Origin of the sequence: Catenovulum sediminis (assembly GCF_007289895.1) — a bacterium.
Classification (GTDB): domain Bacteria; phylum Pseudomonadota; class Gammaproteobacteria; order Enterobacterales; family Alteromonadaceae; genus Catenovulum; species Catenovulum sediminis.
The window spans coordinates 906,704-926,581 of the sequence record NZ_CP041660.1; the positions used below are offsets into that span (position 1 = coordinate 906,704).

The 19,878-nt window shown below is 41.2% G+C and carries 13 protein-coding genes; 4 read left to right on the forward strand and 9 right to left on the reverse strand.

Translation table 11 applies throughout. The features are described 5' to 3' along the window. Positions 1-6: 6 nt before the first annotated feature. Positions 7-291 (reverse strand): putative quinol monooxygenase, encoded by a 285-nt coding sequence (locus FNT16_RS03610; RefSeq protein ID WP_143870262.1) that lies wholly within the window; start codon positions 289-291, stop codon positions 7-9. 96 nt (positions 292-387) lie between these two features. On the opposite strand from FNT16_RS03610, the gene FNT16_RS03615 reads away from it, so the two are divergent. Then, positions 388-1,341 (forward strand): D-2-hydroxyacid dehydrogenase, encoded by a 954-nt coding sequence (locus FNT16_RS03615; RefSeq protein WP_143870263.1) that lies wholly within the window; start codon positions 388-390, stop codon positions 1,339-1,341. 119 nt (positions 1,342-1,460) lie between these two features. Here FNT16_RS03615 and tpx read toward each other — a convergent pair whose 3' ends face one another. After that, positions 1,461-1,955 (reverse strand): thiol peroxidase, encoded by a 495-nt coding sequence (gene tpx, locus FNT16_RS03620; RefSeq protein ID WP_143870264.1) that lies wholly within the window; start codon positions 1,953-1,955, stop codon positions 1,461-1,463. A 98-nt stretch (positions 1,956-2,053) separates the two neighbouring features. Here tpx and FNT16_RS03625 point away from each other — a divergent pair, with 98 nt between their 5' ends. After that, on the forward strand, positions 2,054-2,911 hold the full coding sequence (locus tag FNT16_RS03625; RefSeq protein ID WP_143870265.1) for a 4'-phosphopantetheinyl transferase family protein: 858 nt from the start codon (positions 2,054-2,056) through the stop codon (positions 2,909-2,911). Here FNT16_RS03625 and FNT16_RS03630 read toward each other — a convergent pair. From FNT16_RS03630 to FNT16_RS03650, 5 genes are read right to left on the reverse strand one after another with little or no spacing between them, the layout of a single operon-like run. After that, the gene (locus tag FNT16_RS03630) at positions 2,868-3,659 is read right to left on the reverse strand and encodes a phytanoyl-CoA dioxygenase family protein (RefSeq protein WP_185976673.1); all 792 of its coding nucleotides are present in this window, start codon (positions 3,657-3,659) and stop codon (positions 2,868-2,870) included. The genes FNT16_RS03625 and FNT16_RS03630 overlap by 44 nt on opposite strands. Before the next feature lie 31 nt (positions 3,660-3,690). Next, positions 3,691-9,045: a non-ribosomal peptide synthetase gene (locus FNT16_RS03635; RefSeq protein ID WP_143870267.1), complete on the reverse strand. Its 5,355-nt coding sequence runs from the start codon at positions 9,043-9,045 to the stop codon at positions 3,691-3,693. Continuing rightward, positions 9,035-9,643, reverse strand: a complete 609-nt coding sequence (locus tag FNT16_RS03640; protein ID WP_143870268.1) for an MBL fold metallo-hydrolase — start codon at positions 9,641-9,643, stop codon at positions 9,035-9,037. The genes FNT16_RS03635 and FNT16_RS03640 overlap by 11 nt, the downstream gene beginning before the upstream one ends. A 5-nt stretch (positions 9,644-9,648) precedes the next feature. After that, positions 9,649-10,668 carry an MBL fold metallo-hydrolase gene (locus FNT16_RS03645; RefSeq protein ID WP_143870269.1) on the reverse strand — a complete coding sequence of 340 codons (1,020 nt, stop codon included), beginning with the start codon at positions 10,666-10,668 and terminating at the stop codon, positions 9,649-9,651. Positions 10,669-10,671: 3 nt separating this feature from the next. After that, positions 10,672-11,538, reverse strand: a complete 867-nt coding sequence (locus FNT16_RS03650; protein ID WP_143870270.1) for a homoserine O-acetyltransferase/O-succinyltransferase family protein — start codon at positions 11,536-11,538, stop codon at positions 10,672-10,674. A 379-nt stretch (positions 11,539-11,917) separates the two neighbouring features. Here FNT16_RS03650 and FNT16_RS03655 point away from each other — a divergent pair, with 379 nt between their 5' ends. Further along, complete coding sequence (locus tag FNT16_RS03655; RefSeq protein ID WP_185976674.1) at positions 11,918-13,126, forward strand: efflux RND transporter periplasmic adaptor subunit; 1,209 nt, start codon at positions 11,918-11,920, stop codon at positions 13,124-13,126. Further along, on the forward strand, positions 13,123-16,266 hold the full coding sequence (locus FNT16_RS03660; RefSeq protein ID WP_143870272.1) for an efflux RND transporter permease subunit: 3,144 nt from the start codon (positions 13,123-13,125) through the stop codon (positions 16,264-16,266). Before FNT16_RS03655 ends, FNT16_RS03660 begins: the two co-directional genes overlap by 4 nt. An 88-nt stretch (positions 16,267-16,354) precedes the next feature. Here the strand turns inward: FNT16_RS03660 and FNT16_RS03665 are convergent, their stop codons facing one another. Together FNT16_RS03665 and FNT16_RS03670 are read right to left on the reverse strand one after the other, a co-directional pair. Next, on the reverse strand, positions 16,355-16,987 hold the full coding sequence (locus FNT16_RS03665) for a biliverdin-producing heme oxygenase (protein ID WP_185976675.1): 633 nt from the start codon (positions 16,985-16,987) through the stop codon (positions 16,355-16,357). Further along, a complete protein-coding gene (locus FNT16_RS03670; RefSeq protein ID WP_143870274.1) occupies positions 16,953-19,865 on the reverse strand; it encodes a bifunctional diguanylate cyclase/phosphodiesterase in 2,913 nt (970 codons plus the stop codon). Before FNT16_RS03670 ends, FNT16_RS03665 begins: the two co-directional genes overlap by 35 nt. Positions 19,866-19,878: the final 13 nt, after the last annotated feature.

Here is a 19,878-nt window from a genome sequence, read left to right on the forward strand (position 1 = left end):
CCGATTTTAACAACTATACCAGGTTCGAACTTCTTTACTGATAACCCAATGACTCACATTACGTGAAAACGTTAAATAATGTTCACTTTCTAAATGCTGTTGAAAATCAACATCGCTGTTAAATTGCTCATATAAAAAAAACTGTGTTGGGTTTTCGTGACTTTGATTAACATCAAACTGATGACAGCCAGGCTCTTGGTGCAGCGATGTTTCCGCGTTTTCTAATACGGCATCTAAAAAAGTTAAAATATGCCCCGAATCAATGACGTACTCAACGGTTACTATATACATAGAGATTCCCTTTACTGCCAAAAAATAGTTTATGCTGATAAGATCAGCTCTATTTAAGTTATAGCACTTTTCACTAAAGAAAGCAGGAAGATACCCATGAATGTTATTTTTGCAGACGCCGATACCCTGGGTGAAGTTGATTACACCTTACTTAAAAACCAATGTGATAATTTAACTTTGCTTTCTAAAAATGCGTTTTTAGCAGATAAAAACGTTTATTTACAACAAGCAGATGTGATCATTAGTAACAAGGTGAATTTAAATGCCGAAGATTTTATAATCGCAAAAAAGCTAAAATTAATCTGTGTCGCCGCAACCGGCTACAACAATATTGAGATAGCCGCTTGTAAATCCGCTAATATTGCAGTTTACAATGTACAAGGTTATTCAACGGTCAGTGTGGCACAACATGTATTCGCCATGCTGTTAAATTGGGCCAATCAAATTAGCCGTTACCATGCAGCCAGTATAGACGGACGCTGGGAAAATAGTCCCAATTTTAGTTTATTAGACTATCCGATATTTGATTTACAAGATAAGAAACTTGGCATTATCGGTTTTGGTGCAACAGGTCAGGCGACCGCTCAATTAGCACAGGCGTTTGGCATGCAGGTACTGATAGCAGAACGACCAAACCGTCAAACCATCCGAGCCGGCCGGATTGCATTTGACACTGTACTCCAGCAAGCCGATATTATTTCATTACATTGTCCACTGACAAACGACAATCAAAAAATGGTGAACAAAGATTTCTTAGCACAAATGCAACCCAGCGCGATTTTAATCAACGCCGCGCGAGGGGGATTAATTGATGAAGAAGCTTTGGCGCTGGCACTAAAAGAAAACCGTATACAAGCTGCGTTATTGGATGGATTATCAATCGAACCACCACCGAAAGGGCATGTTTTATTAGATAAAAGTTTGCACAATTTAATTTTGACACCACACACGGCTTGGTCCAGCCAGCAGGCCAGACAAAGGTTGGTGAACATCATCGCGCACAATATCGAAAACTTTAAATTAGATAAATCAACAAACCGGATTGTTTAAGCTAACAAAGCGTTATGACTAACTAATAGCGAGATAAAAGCGAGATAAAAGCGAGATAAAAGCGAAGTACTAATAAGGGAAAAAACGGGGTAAATATCAACTTACCCCGTACTATTGATTTATAGCGCAGCCAATGCTGCTTTGTAGTCTGGCTCATCTGCCGTTTCGGCGACTTGTTCAGTGTATAAAACCTTGCCGTTTTCATCTGCCACGACAACACAGCGTGAATATAAACCGGCCAAAGGACCTGTTTTAAAGGTTAAGCCATAGTCTTCACCAAATGAAGAACGAAAACCTGAAGCACTTTCTACATTTTCAATACCTTCTGCGCCACAAAAACGTGCCAAAGCAAAAGGTAAATCTGCGGAAACACATAATACAGTTGTATTTTCAATCTCTGCTGCTTGTTGATTAAAAGTGCGAACAGACGTTGCACAAGTGCCCGTATCAACAGACGGAAAAATATTTAATACGAGTTTTTTACCTTGGAAGTCACTTGCCGAAACTTCACTTAAATCAGTTTTAACCAGCTTAAAATCCGGTAGTTGAGAACCAACCTCTGGTAATTGGCCAACAGTTTCTATTGCATTGCCTTTTAGTGTTACAGTTGCCATTTTGAGCTCCTTTTATTGAGTTTCACGGTTTTGTATAACTCGCTTAACAGTATGTTTAGCTTTATTGGTAAATTACAAGGCTGTGTTAGAAAATATTTGTGAGATTAAAAGTCGTTTGCGGTTTAGATTGGATATTTTATTCGGCAAACGGTCGATATAATGATACAACAAATAAAAAGATAACAAGCAATAAAGCACAGATGCCTTTACAACCCAGAACAGCCAAACACGCTCGGTTTATTAAAAATACACTACAAAAAATCAATACCGATGGTTCGGTGATATACGCGTGTGAATTTGACAAACAAGCTTATCGTGACGAATTGTTTACCCTGTTAAATGTCAACTTTCCCGACAGACAAAAAAAAGCAGTGGTTAAACGGCGCAGTGAGTTTTTAGCCGGCCGTTATATGGCTCAGTTGGCAATGCGAACTTTACAGCAAAAAGCACAATCCAGTTTCACTAATGGAATCGCTACTTTTGCGCAGCAACAAGTCCAAGTAGGCGACAATAGAGAACCTATTTGGCCTGAAGGGTTACAAGGTTCAATAAGCCACTCTGAAAATAAAGCGATATGTGTGGTAAAACCGGCCAGCCCATCCACATTTACCGGCTTAGATTTAGAACATTATGCTGCCAGCAGCACAGCTAACGAACTGGCTAAATTTGTGATGTCAGATACCGAAATCGCTTTAATCGAAAAATTACCACTGCCTAAACACATTGCATTTACCTTGGTATTTTCAGCGAAAGAGAGTTTGTACAAAGCACTGTACCCATATATTCAGCAATTTTTCGGTTTTGATTGCGCAAATCTATTGTCCGTTGATATGCACAATCAAACCTTATGCCTTGAGCTTAATCACCCAAAGTTAGCCACCCTAAAATTCGACAATTGCTTTACATGCCAATTTAGCTTTTGGCAAGATTGTTTGCTAACTCAACTAACGGGTTAAAATCTCGCCCACACAAAAACTCTGGCCGCCCCTCTTCTGCTGCGATCTGCGGCTGATTGGTGCATGGGTTGTAAGTAATAATCATCAACTCTCGGTTAAAAGGTGACAGATTACTGGACGAGCAATGTGCTAATTGCGGATCAAACAAAAATATATCACCTGCTTTACCGGTAATGTACTGAGTTCCGTGTGTATCGATTAGTTCAGCAACCGTATATTCATCCAGTTGGTATGACAAATCACTTGAAACATCGCTCATCCAATTATCTTTTCGGTTAATTTTCTGGCACAAATTGCCGTTTTTATGGCTATTTGGGATCACACAAAGTGGCCCATGCAGAATTTCGACATCACTTAATAACAGCGCAATATTAACCATGTTTGACTGCGCAATACCATCTTCGTTTTGCCAGAAAACAAAATCCTGATGCCATGGCCAGGACGCCCCTTTCATTTTAGATTTAACGTTGATTTTAAATTGATGGATATAAAATGGTTCAGCAATCAATTCCTGCGCCAATACAATAAAACGCGGATCTTTAACTAATTCAGCAAAAAACGTATCGTACAAATGTGCACCATGTAAACCGCGTAACGTCTGGCCATCGTTTTCTTTGACAATCCCTGGGTTATCATACGCTTGTCCATAAAGCATAATTTTTTGTTTAATTTCTTTCACTTCCTGCTGATTAAAAGCCTGTCGGTGAAAAGCGTAACCCTGGCTACGATATTGCGATATTTGTTCCACGAGTGTGTCCTTTATTGTGCATAGCGATTTATTATTCTTGATTTAAAAGGGCCAAATCATCTTCCGAAAGAAAGTCAAAGGCTGTATTTTCTGCCGCGTCTGTTGTGGCGGCCTGTTGCGTTACCAACAACACCAACTCTGAAAATGTAGGTGCATCAAAAATATCTTTTACGGCCAGCTGTACGCCTTGATTTTGCAATTGCGCAACCAGTTGAACTGATAATATTGAGTCCCCGCCTAACTCAAAAAAGTTATCGCTCATACTGACCTTTTGCTTTTTTAATACGTCTTCAATACAGGAGATTAGAATCGTTTCAACCGGTGTTTTTGGCGCAACAAAATCCACATTGGGTTTTGCCTCCGTAACTCTGATCTGAGCCAGTTTATTGCGGTCGATTTTGCCGTTTGGTAAGGTGGCAAAAACATCAACAAAAATAACTTGATGCGGCACCATAACAGATGGCAATTTGGCTTTAACGATATTACGACATTGCTCTGGTGTAGGTGGATTAAGTGCAGCTGACTGCACATAAGCAACTAATCTATCTTGCTTAAACAATACACACACTTTATCTAACGCAGGATGTTCGCTCAGGACTGATTCAATTTCAGCTAGCTCAATTCTGACACCATTAATCTTCACCTGCTCATCCGCACGGCCGCAATATATAAGCTCAGCTTGTTGATTCCACTTAGCATAATCACCGGTGCGATAAAATAACGTGCTTGCTTGGGGTAACTGTACAAACTTCCCTTGATTTGTCAGTGATTGCATATAACCTTCGGCCAAACATCGCCCGGTAATAAAAATCTCACCAACGGCTCCTGGCATAGTGCGACTAAACTGATTTTCAGCTTGTTCAGTTAACAAAACTAACTGACAATTTTGGATAGGTCGCCCAATTGGAAATGCTTGGGCTAACTGATTTTCATCTTGCGCCCGGCTCACTGCTTGCTGCGCGCTGAGTAAATGCGCGGCTGAGATATCAGTACATTCTGTCGGACCGTATATATTCGCTATCGACGCATTAAACGCAGAACTCAGTATCCAGTCTTTAAAGTGTGCAAATTCTAACCTTTCACCGCCAAATGCAACAAACTGGAAACTCGCTAGCGCGCTGTAATCTTGCGACTTTGCTAAACTAACCAATGCAGAAAAAACGCTGGGGATACAATTTGTGGTTGTCACTTTGTAGCGCTTAATTAACGCTAAAACGCACTCGGCATCAAAACTCGGTTGATTGACAAGCACTAACTGCGCACCTGCCATTAAGGGTACAAAATAGTTTTTAATACTGGCATCAAAACCAAACGGTATCAGTTGCAGCGCTACGCTGTCTGCGGTGGTTTTAGAAAAATCAAGATACCAGTTACACAGGTTGTTAAGCGCAGCATAACTGACCTTAACACCTTTAGCCTGACCGGTAGAACCCGATGTATATAAGATATAAGCCAATGATTCGGCTGCAATCTTAACAGCTGGGTTTTCTCCCGACTGGACAGACAAAAGTTCAGAAAATTCTTGCAGGTTTAGCATAGTCCCTAAGAAATCATCAGCCAAAACAGGCAATGTTTCACTGTCACCCAGTAGAAAGCTGGCTTCGCTATCTGCGAGCATAAAACTAAGTCGTTCAGGCGGATATCCGGGGTCTAGCGGTACAAATGTCGCGCCAATTTTGCCGATTGCACATAAGGCGACCAATAGCTCATCCGACTGAGCAAGTGAAATCCCCACAACTGAATTTTGCACACCAACCGCCAGCAGTAAATGCGCTAACTGATTGGCCCGTTGATTAATCTCAGCATAGCTAAATTGATGATGCTCGGTAATACAAGCAATTTTATCGGGTGTTTCATCTGCAAAGTGCGCTAATCCATCGGTAAAATGCTGAGTCACTTCAACTTTTTGCCCCGTACTATATTGCTCTAAAATCTGCTGCTGATTTGGCGTCAGGTATTCGACCTGACTTAAGCACTTGTCGCTATGAACAAGTAGTTGATTCAGAATATGCAGGTAACTATCTGCAAGTTGTCCAACCGTAGAAGGCGCAAATAAAGCACCATCGAAGTGACAATTTAACTGCGCTGAACCATCTAACTCAAAATCAACTGCAAAAGTTAGATCATACTGGGCATGCTGCACAGGCAAGGCCTGTTGTTCAATTTTAACGTCTGCCAATTGAAGCGCTTTTAAGGGTGACGGATTTAATAAAAATTTCACTTGGAAAACCGGTGATCGACTTAAATCCCCCGCTTTATCAACCAACTCGACCACCTGCTCAAACGGCAAAAATTGATGCACCTGAGCGGCGGATACCGTGTTTTGGCACTTGGCGACAACCTCTTGCATTGTGTCATCCAAAGTTAACTCAGTACGCAGGGCGATTTGATTGACAAAAAAACCAAAAACCTGCTGTAAGCTCGCGTTTTCGCGGTTGATTACATCTGTACCAATCACCACATCCAGTTGCCCGCTGATACGGCTTAACAAAATTTGATAAACCGCACAATAGGCAGCAAAAACAGTCACATTTTGCGATTTTGCAAATGCTTCAAGCTGGGGATGTAAGCCGGTTATCGTACGACTAACTTTGCCACCTCGGTATGATTTTTCTTTTGTCGGCGAATAATCAAACGGCAGCGCCAGAGTTGCCGGCATTGGCGATAATGTTTGCTGCCAAAAATTGCTTAGATTTTGCTGCTTTTCAGCGCTTAATTGTTTTTCCTGCCAAACCGCATAATCCAAGTAGTTAATATCAATCTGTGCTAATTCAGCCACTTCTGCATTTCTAATACGGTGGTAATAATCACTCAAATCCTCTAAAAATATCTTAAATGACCAAGCATCTGCCACGATATGGTGAACACAAAAGAAAAAATGACTTTGCTGTTCAGTCTCGTTTACAAGGTGCGCCTGATAGACGGGTTGAGACAACAAATCAAAATGGCAATTTTCATATTGCTGCTTTAACTCCGCCAGTTGCCTTGCTATTTGATTTTCATCTTGTCCCGTCAAGTCAATTTTTTGTAAATCTTGTTCAGGATACATAGCAAAACGCATTACAATTTCATCGCCTTGCTGACAGAAACCTGCTGTTAATACTGGGTGGCGTTTTAAACAAGCATGCCAGGCAGTCGTAAAAGCCGATTGCTCAAAGTCACCACTGAATTTCAGCTGGACAGAAATATTCAGCATCCGACTATCTGGCACAACCTGTTGTAAAAACCAAAGCCTGTTTTGCGCAGCAGATAGTTTGCCTTGCTGTAATCCCAACGCGGTAATCTGTGAGTGTGTGTTTTCTGAACTGGTTTGGATCAACAATAATTGCTGGGCTAGGGTTAAATTGGCATACAAAGCTGACTCGTCGAGATGCACGGAAAATTCACGTTCAATCTCAGCCGCCAGCGTCATTAACTTAATTGAATCGCCACCCAATGCGGTAAATGGAATATCAAGATTGTCAAGCTCATCCAGAGTGCAAGATAATAATCGCATCCAAATCTTTTTTAACTGCAAGCTGATTGTACTACCTGAGCCCGCTAGATTTTGTTGAGTCTCTGACAGCTCAATGTTCGTACTGATGCCTGTCATATCAGCTGATTGCGCCATTAGCTTGGGTAAATCACTGCGCGCATAAATATTAAGTTCAGATTGCTGAAGTAAATGAGCTGTTGCGGCTCGTTGTACCTTGCCACTGGAAGTTTTGGGCAATTGTCCAGGCGCTAAAAACAACACATGCTCAATGGTAATTTCAAGCTCTTGCGCAATACGTGCCCGTATTGCTTTGGCAACCGTTTCCACTTTTGCTATATCTTTAAAACTTCTTAAGCGACTTCTTTTAACTTCAACGGCCACCGCCAGATGGCTGTGGTTTTGATGTAAATCGTTTTGATGTAAATTGTCCTGTTGCAAGTTGTGTTGTGGCAAACTAAAAGCCGCGCACGACAAACGTTCTAACTCGTCACTACAATCAATTACCAGCCACTCAATATCTTGCGGATAGATATTTTGTCCGTTAACGATAATCAGATCTTTACAACGTCCTACGATAAACAGCTCCTGATTCAAAACAAAACCCAGATCGCCTGTTTTTAAAAATACTGATTGGCTATCGCTGTTGTTTAAGCGATTATTAAAAGTCTGCTGGCTTTGCTGCACATTTTGCCAATAACCCGATGCAACACTCGGCCCATTAAACCAAATTTCGCCAATATGCCCTTCTGCGCACTCAGTCTGTGATTCTCTATCCACTATTTTTATTGCATGCTCTGAAGGGGTCCGACCACAAGAAAGCAATGCAGAAGTGTTGTGCGCTAGGTGTTCGGATGATTGAATATGGATGCTGATCGCTCGCCCTTGATTAAGCGCCTGACGATCAAAATATCTAACCGAGCTCTGCTGATAAAAACGACCGCAAATAAATACCGTCGCTTCGGCCATCCCATAACTCGGGAAAAATGCAGCTTTGTCAAAATCAGCGGGTTTACACAAATTGCTAAATGCAGTTAACGTATCGGCATTGATAGGTTCAGCAGCGTTAAATGCAACGCGCCAACTGGAGAGATTTAATTGTGCCAATTGTGATTGATTCAACTTTTGTACACAGTGATCAAACGCAAAGTTAGGACCACCACAAATACTGCCGTTAAATTTATCAATGGCTGACAACCAAAATAGCGGCTCTCGGATAAATTGCGCAGGTGCCATTAGCACCGAATGACTGCCCAGATAAACGGGTAATAATACCGTGTTAATTAAGCCTAAATCATGAAATACCGGTAACCAATTAACAAATACATCTTTCGTATTAGCTCCTGTCGCTTCAACTAAAGCGTCCAAATTAGCAACAATGTTATTGTGTGTTACGACAACCCCTTTGGGAGCGCCGGTAGAACCTGAGGTATACTGCAAAAATGCAATATCTGAAAACGCCCCCTTTTCGACTACCTGCTCATCACTGGCTGGTGGCTGTAGATTTAAAATAGTGGCCTGCGGCGCACCATCAGCAAGCGATTTTGCAACTGCATTGTGCGCGGCCGTATCGGTCAAAATAACCTGCGCTCCAGATGACTGCAGCACTGCTGATATGCGCGCTTGTTTTTGATTGGCGCGCGGTGGGTATAAAGGGATCGCGACAACCCCTGCGATTAAACAAGCATAAAATGTTTCAACAAACTGTAAGCCGGGTGCAAAACACAAAAGGACAGCTTGATTTGGCTGGATATGTTGTTTTAATTGTCGAGCAATTTTTTGGCTACGATCATAAAGATTTGCATAGCTTAATGTTTGCGAAGTGCCGTTTGCCAGTAAAAATGTAAATGCATTGGCATTGGGTGTTTTCTTCGCCCAGTTCGCTAAACTGTCGATAATATTATTAGCTTGCATCGCCGCTACCTGCTTGTGATTTTAATGCATTTAGGCGCATCTTTTTGCGGCCAAATAAGCGTTCCGCAACCTTGCCTTCACTTAAACATTTGTCGACCAATTGCTGAGACTCCAGCATTTGCGCATCATCATCGTTGTAAGAAATGCCCATAAAGTAGGCAAACCAAGGTTCCATCCCCAGTGCATAAACAAAGACTTGCTCGGGGTTTAATATATCGACAATTTTGGCTGCTGAGGCAAAACCTGAGCCATTAAAGCGCCTCGATTCATTTGCTTGTTTGCTAATGGGTTGGGTTAATAAAGGGCCATACAACCAACGCATTGGACCTCCGGTGCACTCCATGCCAATAAATAAAATATCAATCCTGCCAATATGTGATTTAATCTTGTCGTACAGTTCAGCTTCTAAATTAGAAGAATCAGCAGCTGAGACAATTGTGCGCCCCTGAATATTGATCAGCCAAGCCGCTTTACTTCGAATATTAACGTCGGCATGTTCGCCTAAAAATGGGAGTGCACAGATGTAACCATCTGAAATTGGCACTTTCTCCATATCTTCCAACTCAACTACCTGAGCAAAACCCAAGTTTTGCAACATCAATTTTATTGAAGGATCGGCCAGACTCCCCCATTATTTTTAGGGACTAAAATAGCTTTAACCTTGTGTTTAATTTGCAGCAAGGTTTCGATGCATAAGTGATCCATATGGGTATGAGTGATCATGACATAGTCGACCACGGCTGGCAGATCTGCAAAGGTAAATTTTTGCCGGTTATCTTCGTCATTTTGGTACGCGAGAACAGGATCGATAACACAACAGATATCTTTACTTTCAATTAACACACCCGCATGTCCGATATATTCAACCCGTACCCCCTCATCACTATACGGCGCTCGAATTGGCGGGGCTTGCTGCGTAAACAGCTCGCTGAACTTTTTGCCGCCACGAAAATCGCAATCATCAGGTAATAGCTTATTTAGCGCAGCAAGCGACATCGGCACTTCACGCATTTTAAATAAAGCCTGACAAAACGCATGGCTAAAGGGCACAGTAATTTGACAATGGTTCGCATCGGCGAGCCTAGGCGTGCTGAGCACAAATGGACGTTTATCACTGGCTAAATCGCCAAAACATAAAGTTTGTTTACTCTTTTTAAATAAGGGGCTTAAATATAACAAGCCTTCAATTAAACGATACGACACTTGATTATTTAAGTCATAAACCAACTCAACGTAACCTTTTAGGTTGTCTGGTATTTTTTCATATAAACCTTCTAGACTTTCTCCATTTGCTTCAGCCAGCAATAGTTGGTCAAGCTGCTTTAAGCTCTTTGCAAATTCATATAAATCACTTAATTGATTCTGACTCTGCTCAAGTAATGACAACATAGCCTCCACCTGCTGCTCATCACAATTTACAATTGAACTGCCAACCATACTCTTGAGCTTTGCAGCCTGCGCGTGCAATTTGGCATTAGCGATAAACGACTGCATTAAGCGCGTGTGATGATTGGCTAAATTCATGGCAGCCGGTGCTGGCGCTAATAAATAGGGCCACATGTACCACTGGTTAAAGAGGGGTTCAAAATAAACATCAGGTCGTAAATATACAGGGGTACTCATGGTTTAACTCTCAAATTGTAGCGCTTTGGGCGGTAATGCTTGATGGTTTAGTTCGCGTACGCGCGCAAACCAGTCGGTAAAAATATTGATTGAATCGGCTAGCCAATAACTGCTGTCTGCTGTTTTATTTGTAATAGATGCAGTCAAACCAACCGGCGGATCCACATCATTACGCGCCTGATCGCGCACCCATTCTTGCTGCAGTCTTTGCGATGTGTATTCGGGGTGACTCAGACACATGGTTAGTAAGCCATTTCGTGTAGCGAAATGGGTTGTGCCTAATTGCGGCGATTGATAAATGGGTAATACGTCCCCCTTGTTAATCAACAATTCTAAATCTTGCTGTGAAAAAGAGGCATAGGTACTAAAAGGGTTGTAACCGAACGTACTAGATGTGTTTGCTGAAATATTTGTTGCGATATTTGTTGTGATACTTGTTGCGTTGTTTATTGCGTTATTTGTTGCGATAAGAGGATAAACGCCAAAGATTTTAGAGCTGTGCTGTTTTTTGTCGACACCAATCAATTTTGCCAGCGCCATCGCCCCCCAACAAAGCCCCAACACAGGTATTTGTCTTTGCATGAGTTGCTGTACTATCGTTATAAGCTCTTGCCAGTAGACAACTTCTTCAAACGGCAACAACTCGACTGGTGCCCCTGTGACAATCACTGCATCTAACTCTGCCAGTTTGATAGATGAAAAAAAACTATAGTCACTCAGGCTTGAATTGGCACTTTGATAACTTTTATCCGTTAACCGGATCCAACGACAATTCACCTTGATATCTAGCTGTCCAAATAATGCCAATAGCTCTTGCTGATAACATTCTGGGTTTGGCATCAGATTGATAACACCCAAACGTAAACACATCGCCAGCCCCTCTTTTTATTATTTTTTTACTTACTTGCAATTTCATAAAGTGAATAAAAATGCATCACGCTTTTTTCGAGGTTACTGTGTTTTTAGCCAAATTACTGCAATTTTATTGCTGCATACGTATGCAATTCTTTATACAAATGTTAACGGTACACGCATCTACCTTTTTGCTTTATGATGCTTAAAAGACGCGCAAACCTGTTTCAAACAAAAAAGACAAACAGCTGATATAAAAGACATTTAAACGATAAAAATTAAATATAGCTTTTACCATTGCAGAGAAAGCCGAAAAATATTTATTTTCAGTTTATTTACACTTTAAATTGTATGTTTAACAGGATGTAGCTAAGCAACTTAAATAAGGAGTACGCTTGTGAACATATGGCATAGAATTCCACTTGCTTTGAAAATACTGATACCTGGGATCGCGGTGGTGCTTGTGGTTGCAAACGCCAAACCCAAACCAGAACCTGCGCCATTTGAACCACCCGAGGTGGTCAAAACGCGAGTAAAAACTGTGGCGGTCGATGCAAAAAGCCATGTGGTCACAGTTACAACCCAAGGCACAGTAGAAGCGATTCGACGATCGCAGTTAATGCCTCAAGTGAGTGGTAAAATTACTTATGTTGCGGATGCTTTTGCTGACGGTGGTCATTTTACTGCGCAGCAAACTTTACTGAAAATAGATGATTCTGATTACAAGCTTGCCGTGGTTTCAGCCAAAGCTGAACTGGCAGAAGCTAAAATGCAACTGGCAACCGAACAAGCGCTGTCTAAAGAAGCCGCGAAGCAATGGCAAGATCTAGGCGACCCAGATGCAAATCAACTTTTTAAACGCAAACCACAGCTCATTGCCGCTCAGGCAAAAGTAGCGGCTGCGCAAGCAAGGTTAGAAAAAGCCAATTTGGATCTAACACGAACCACTATCAGTCTGCCTTTTGCTGGCAGAATCGAATCAACATCGGTGGGTGTCGGGCAGTTTGTGACAAGTGGCAGTCCACTGGCACAAATACTGGATACCAGCCAACTACAAGTAAAGTTGCCGTTGACAGAGCAGCAAGCATCTTTGATTGCATTACCCAATACAACTGAGTTTGAACAAAAAAATAAGCAAAATCCTGTTTTATTAACAGCGCACTTTGGCGGCAAAAAACACCAGTGGAGTGCGCATATTAGTCGCACTTCCGCCAAAATAGACAATAAAACGCGCATGCTTGATTTGATTGTTGATATTCCAGCGCACGCGCAAATATCAAACTACCAACTGCCATTATTGATTGGCTTATTTGTCGAAGCCAATATTTCCAGTAAACCAATCGAAAAACTCATCGAACTGCCAAAAGATGCGCTGTTTAAACGTAATCAAATTTATTTGATTGGTCAAAACGAACAGGTTAAACAAGCAGAAGTACAGGTAATTGCTCGCACAGATAAACATGTGTGGATTAGCAGCGAACAACTGCAAAATGGCGACCAAGTTATTATTAACAAGCTTGGATTTTTATCACCCGGCACAGCCGTTGAAGCTGAGACGACTCGATTAAAAGTAGCACAGAAAAACCAGGCAGCGGGTGAGTTATGAGTAAATTAATAGACTGGTTTGCGCGCAATTCAGTGGCAGCCAACTTACTCATGTTGGCTATTTTTATCGGTGGCTATGTCGGGATTCAAGAAGTAGAAAAAGAAGTATTTCCGGCAACCGAGGTAAACATGGTGAATATCAACATGAGTTATCTGGGCGCGGGTCCAAGAGAAGTTGAACAACAAATCGTGACACGTATTGAAGAAGCAATTGCCGACTTACCGGGCATTTTCCAGATCCGATCTACCGCACGAAATGGCAGCGCCAATGTCGCGGTTGAAATCATTGAAGGTTATCCGATTAAAGACATACTGGCCGATATCAAAATGCGAGTGGATGCAATCAATACTTTTCCGTCTAATACTGAAAGGCCTATTATTAATCAACAAATTTATCGCGTGCCGCTGATGTTTTTTACCCTTTCAGGCAATGCGAATGATGCTCTGATGAAAGCCAGAGCGCAGCAAATTGCAGATGAAATGGCATTATTAGAGGGGGTTTCGTATGTGCGTTACACAGGCACAAAAGCAGATGAAGTGAGCATTGAAGTTTCCGAGTATCAACTTAGAAAATATCAGCTCACCTTTGATCAAGTGGCGCAAGCAATTCGCAGCTCATCCCTAAATTTACCCGCCGGCAATATCAAAACGCAAGTCGGTAACATTCAAATCCAAACCCGCAACCAAGCTTATAGTGCCGAGCAGTTTGCCGATATCGTGATTTTATCCAGTCTGGATGGCCAAGAAATCAAACTAGGCGATATCGCAAAAATCACAGATGGCTTTACCGAAGATGATTTAGAAGTCTATTTTAATGGCGAAAAAGCGATTGATTTTCAGGTTATGATCAGCGACCAACCCGATCTGTTTGCCGGCACTGAGAATGCGCGTAACTATCTATTAGATTTACAAAATAATTTACCGCCCGGTATGCACATCGATATCAACTATGAAATGAAAGAATTATTCGATAGCCGTTTAACCTTGTTGAGTGATAACGCTTTAGGGGGTTTAGCGCTGGTATTTTTGATTTTAGTCTTGTTCTTGCGGCCCGCTTTAGCGCTCTGGGTCTGTATTGGTATTGCAACGGCATTTGCTGGCACACTTTGGTTGTTAACCTACTTTGATATCACGATAAACATGTTTTCGATGTTCGCATTTTTAATTGTATTAGGTATTGTGGTAGATGATGCGATTGTCGTTGCCGAGAGCATTTACAGTGAACAAAGCAAAACAAATACAAACAGGTTAGATGCTTCTGTCATTGGCACTCAAGCCGTGTTGAAACCCGTTATTTTAGCCGTTTTAAGTACCATTATCTTATTCGCGCCAATGTTATTTGTGCCCATGGATGTTGAGCCTTTTACCCATTCAATCTTTTTTGTCGTCGCCTTGAGCCTGATTTTTTCACTGGTTGAATGTTTATTAATACTGCCTGCGCATTTAGCGCACTTAAAAGCTGAAAAACCAAGTAACAACTTACTGTTAAAAACATTACAGCAAGTAAGACATCACTTCGCCAACAAGCTGGATTATCTTGCACAACAGATTTACGGTGCAAAAATGCAAAGCATGATAAACAAAAGTGGTGCTACACTAACTGTATTCGCATTAGCGTTTGCACTCAGTGTGGCGACCTATACAGGTGGTTGGCTGAACACCAGCTTTTTCCCGAACATTCCACAAAGCTTTATTGCAGTCAACGTGGATTTACCGGAAGCCGCGCCGTATAGCGAAGCAAAGCGCATTGCACAGCATATAGATAAAATGGCGCACCAACTGCAACAGGATGAAACCCTGTTAGCCGCCAACGACAACATGCCTTTTGTAACTGAAATTAAAACCACTTCACGCATGGGCAATGCCAATATATTTGTCGGTTTGGAAATACCCGAACATCGCATAGTCCCGATGCAACAGGTATCGCAAAGACTGGAAGAGCTCATTGGCCCACTACCAGAAGCCAAAAACTATTCTTTGGCATTTAGTTTTGGCGGCAATCAGTCTGACATATTTTTGAATATGAATATTGCGGCAAACGATATGCAAAGCCAGCAACAAGCGGTAAATGATATCAAACAAACACTGGCCAGCTATCCGGGTGTGCACAATGTCCGTACCAGTTTGGAATCTGAAAAAATCGAAGTTGAATTATCTATCAAAGAACATGCCGAAACGCTGGGGATTAACTTGGCTTTAATCGCCAGACAAGTCAGACAAGCGATTTATGGTGAAGAAGTGCAACGCATCCCAAGAGGGAAAGAAGATGTGCGTGTCATGCTTAAATACCCTAAAGAAAACCGCCTCAGTTTACAACAAATTTATAATATGCGGATCCGCACAGCAGACGGCACAGAAGTACCTATTGGCAGTGTCGCGGATATTAAGCTGGTGCCGGGTTTTAGCCAAATAGAACGTGTTGACCGCAGACGTAACATTGAAATAACCGCAGATGTCAAAGAAGGTCATGATGCCAATGCCATTACCCAGCAAATGCTCAAAGACAATTTAGCCGACTGGCAAATTAAATATGTGGGTCTGAACCTCAGCACAGACGGAAATTTACGAGCACAACAGGAGTTTACCCAAGGTTTATACAGTAATTTATTATTTGCATTAGCCATAGCCTATGCCTTGATGGCGATTGCTTTTCGCTCTTATTGGGAACCACTTTTAATTCTGACCGCAGTCCCCTTTGGTTTTATGGGGGCAATATGGGGACATTTATTATTAGATTTGGATATCAGTATGATGTCATTTTTCGGCTTTTTAGCCTGCGCCGGGGTGGTCGTGAATGACAATCTGGTATTATTGACACGACTTAAAGAATTAGTAAAACAGGGCATTGAAATAAAACAAGCCGTTTTGCAAGCCGGCAGGGATAGATTTAGAGCAATTGTTTTAACCTCATTAACCACCTTTATCGGTTTGATGCCGATATTATTTGAAAAGAGCAACCAAGCTCAGTTTTTAATCCCAATGGTGGTCGCTCTATCATTTGGTGTGTTATTTGCCTCGGTCGTGACACTTATTTTTGTCCCAACTTTGTACTGGCAAGGTTATAAAATATCTTGTGCATGTAAAGCATTTTGGCAAAAAATAAAAGGCACTGCGGTAAGCCGAAAAAGCTATTCTCAGTAAATGTTCAACTGGCCGCCCATACGGCCAGCTTAGCGTTATATTACTCTGCCTTTTGCTCTGTATTTTGCTCTGAATTTGACTCTGTATTTTATTCTGTATTATAAATGCTGACTTTGCAGACTTTGTGCCGGCATTCAAACCAGTTAATTAACTGGTTAAAGCACGCTAATGCAGCATTTATGACCGCTTGTTGATTGATTGCACTGTTTTTTGAAAACTGATCTAAGCTGCTTTTCCAAGTCAACCAACACTCCGCGGCCTGTGCGCTTTGAGTCTGATAATAATTAAACCTATAGCGTGACTTTAAAGGCGACTTTTGTAGCTTTCTAATAATAAAACGTGCGCCCATTTGCGAGCCGGTTAAGACATAACTGTACCCCAAATAGTGTTCAATGGATTTGATTTCAGGCAGAGGTATCAGTATTGCAGGTTTTAGTTGATAGTTAAATTGACTGACTTCTGTTTCTAAGGCCGCCAGATGGCATTCAATCCGTGCAAATGCAGGAATGTTTAACTGACGTTCCGCTTGTTTAAACACAGCGACCCATGCTTTTAAGCAGTGATAAAAATACAGGATAGTCGTTTCGTACTGTAACGGCGTGAGATCCGCAGACAGTAAATTCTGCAGTACAGTCACTTGATCCAACCTTGCATGATAACAACTGGTATCACACTTCAACTGTTGACTAAGTGGCACTAGGTTTTTTAATATGTTGTTCAATAAATAACTCGCTGGGCAAGGGCTTACTATAGTAATATCCTTGGCATGTATCACAACCAAGGCCTTTTAAAATATTAAATTCAACCCGACTTTCAACACCTTCGGCGACCACTTCAAGCTTAAGCTTTTTACACAGTTCAATAATACTTTCTACCATAGTAAACAAACTATCATCTTGGCTCATGTTGGCGATAAAAGACTTGTCAATTTTCACTTCATCAATGGGGAGCTTCCACAGATAATTTAAAGATGAAAAACCCGTCCCAAAATCATCCAATGCAATTGTGAAACCCAGTTTGCGCAGAGATTTTAAATTAGCAATGGCCAATTCATAGTTCTGCATAAAAATAGATTCAGTGATTTCTAATCGGATATCGCTCGGGGTCAAACCATATGCAAGCAAGATATCCATCATATTGTTTTCAAACGACCTATCCAACAGTAAGCTCGGACTAATATTGACAGACAAGGTATCAAAGTTAGGGGGTAAATTGTGCCCACGCCAATCCACGAGCGTTGCACATGCTTTTTTGAAAATATGCAAGCTCAAAGGTTTAATCAAATTATTCATTTCAGCCATCTGAATAAAAATCTCAGGACTGATATAACCAAATTTCGGGTGTTTCCACCTAGCGAGCGCTTCAGCACCTGAGAGGTTTAAATTAAAATCGCATTGCGGCTGAAAATGTAATTCTATACATTCAGAGTTAACATAGTCTCGCAAATCTAGGGTTAATATCGCTTTTTTATTAAATGCCTCCTGATCTTTACTGTCAAAAATGTGAAACCCGTTTTTGCCTTTATTTTTAGCGGAATACATCGCAATATCTGCTCGTTTCAGCATTTCATTAAAGTCAATATCTTGTACATTACCACTGATAACCCCAACGCTGGGGGTTATCACAATAGTATGTTCATGATCAAGAATAGGCTCTCCAACCGTCGTCACCACTTTTTCAGCTATTGCGGCCAAATCCAATTGATTTTCATGGATAAACACAATGATAAACTCATCACCACCAAGCCTGACCACCAAATCGTTTGGCCGCGAGCATTCTTTTAAACGAATAGCAATTGTTTGCAATAAACGGTCACCCGTTTCATGCCCCATAAAATCATTTACGTCTTTAAAATTATCTAGGTCGATAAAAAGGACAGACATTTTTTCATCTGGTTTATTAGAATTCTGACGCATGCCGTCAATGAACTTTTTTAAATATGCACGATTAGCTAAATTGGTTAGCAAATCATAATGTGCATTTTGTTCAAGCTTTTTCATTAACAGTTCATTGCTTTTAACGCTGGTAAAATCACGACAACTGGTAAAAAAATATTCTAGAATTTTATCGTCTTGGGGTAGCCAATAATCACATTGACCTTTTACTTGTTCACGCCACAAGGCAAATGAACTTCTTGGTTCTAAATGACGTTCTTGCCCTTTAACAACAATATTAACGGTATTGGGTACGCCCCCCCACTGAATGGATTTAACCACCTCTTTTTTACCAAAAAACACATAGAAATCTGACGGTATTTTAGAGCGCATGGCATTGATACCTGCCATGCTTTCAAGTCCAGGAATGGTTTTATTTTCAGCATGCAGCTTATACGATTGATATTGTAAACGCTCTGGGTCAGCAAATAACTTATCGATCGCTTTGATTGTTTTTTTAGATAGCAATTTAAATTGCTCGTCCGCCAAGCAGTAACATTTATCACCATAGATAATCCCGATAAAATCATAGCCTACAATTTTATGAATCTCTGTGAGTGCATTGGCAAAAATCTGCTGCGATATCGCCTGCATTTTGGCCTTGTTAAAGGTTGCTTCAATCACACTTTTCGCCGCCATTAAATGAGTAATTTCCATCATCTGTATGGCCGGCATTAAGTAGGAAGACAGGGTTTCACTGAAAAGCTCACAGGTGAGTTTAACTTGAGAAACAACATGATTGGGAGGTGATTTGGGCAGATTATGATGAAATACCACAAGCCCCCACAACTTACCCTCCACTATAATTGACAAGGTCAGCGTTGCTTTTACGCCCATGTTGTTTAAGTATATACGGTGCATATTCGATATGCTCCGCAGCAACGCGTAACTTTGATCTAACAATTGCCCATCTGGTAAAACGTTGGGGATCAGCTTGCTAGGCTCTGCATCTGCATTGGCAAAAACACGTACTTTATTTAATGTGTACAACTCTCTGGCTTGTTTGGGTATGTCATCGGCAGGAAAACGCATATGTAAAAATTTGACTTTTTCTTGCTCTGATACCGCTTCTGAGACAACCTCCCCCGACCAATCGGGCAAAAAACGATACATCATGACGCGATCAAACTGCGTATATTGCTGAAACTGATTGGTAATTGTATCAAACAACTCTTGAGTACCTTGCGCACTTCTTAAAATCTGCACCATCCGGTTCATTTGTGAAATTAATTCAAACGAGTCATATGTGTCCTGTGAAGTTGGAACAAATTCAAGTAATATCCATTGCTTGGCAAGATGACCAACACACTCCCATTGCACATTGGAAATCAGCGCATTTGAATTCAATTCTACTTTATCTGTTTGCTCATAACAGAGGCGATCGAACGCATTTTTAACTGTCAGCTCTATCCAATCAAAGATTGAGGTATTTAATATTTGTGTATCTTCGGTAAGAAATTGTTTTTTTGCATATTGATTGAAAAGCATCACAAAATTGTCTGAGTACTGAACGATTTTCAAGGTTGTAGGATCAAGTACAAACACAAAACCATGAGGCTGGATGCTACCTATTAAGTGGATAGGCTCAGACGCGCATTTTTCTGCTTCCGCAGCTGTGATCTTTCTGGTGATAACACTTTGTGTTTCGTTTTCCTTCGCCATCATCCTGCCGCATACA

Bases quoted from the DNA above. Each gene is read 5' to 3' on its own strand.
- FNT16_RS03610 (WP_143870262.1), bottom strand. From the start codon at position 291: ATGTATATAGTAACCGTTGAGTACGTCATTGATTCGGGGCATATTTTA.
- FNT16_RS03615 (WP_143870263.1), top strand. From the start codon at position 388: ATGAATGTTATTTTTGCAGACGCCGATACCCTGGGTGAAGTTGATTAC.
- tpx (WP_143870264.1), bottom strand. From the start codon at position 1,955: ATGGCAACTGTAACACTAAAAGGCAATGCAATAGAAACTGTTGGCCAA.
- FNT16_RS03635 (WP_143870267.1), bottom strand. From the start codon at position 9,045: ATGCAAGCTAATAATATTATCGACAGTTTAGCGAACTGGGCGAAGAAA.
- FNT16_RS03640 (WP_143870268.1), bottom strand. From the start codon at position 9,643: ATGTTGCAAAACTTGGGTTTTGCTCAGGTAGTTGAGTTGGAAGATATG.
- FNT16_RS03645 (WP_143870269.1), bottom strand. From the start codon at position 10,668: ATGAGTACCCCTGTATATTTACGACCTGATGTTTATTTTGAACCCCTC.
- FNT16_RS03650 (WP_143870270.1), bottom strand. From the start codon at position 11,538: ATGTGTTTACGTTTGGGTGTTATCAATCTGATGCCAAACCCAGAATGT.
- FNT16_RS03660 (WP_143870272.1), top strand. From the start codon at position 13,123: ATGAGTAAATTAATAGACTGGTTTGCGCGCAATTCAGTGGCAGCCAAC.
- FNT16_RS03670 (WP_143870274.1), bottom strand. From the start codon at position 19,865: ATGATGGCGAAGGAAAACGAAACACAAAGTGTTATCACCAGAAAGATC.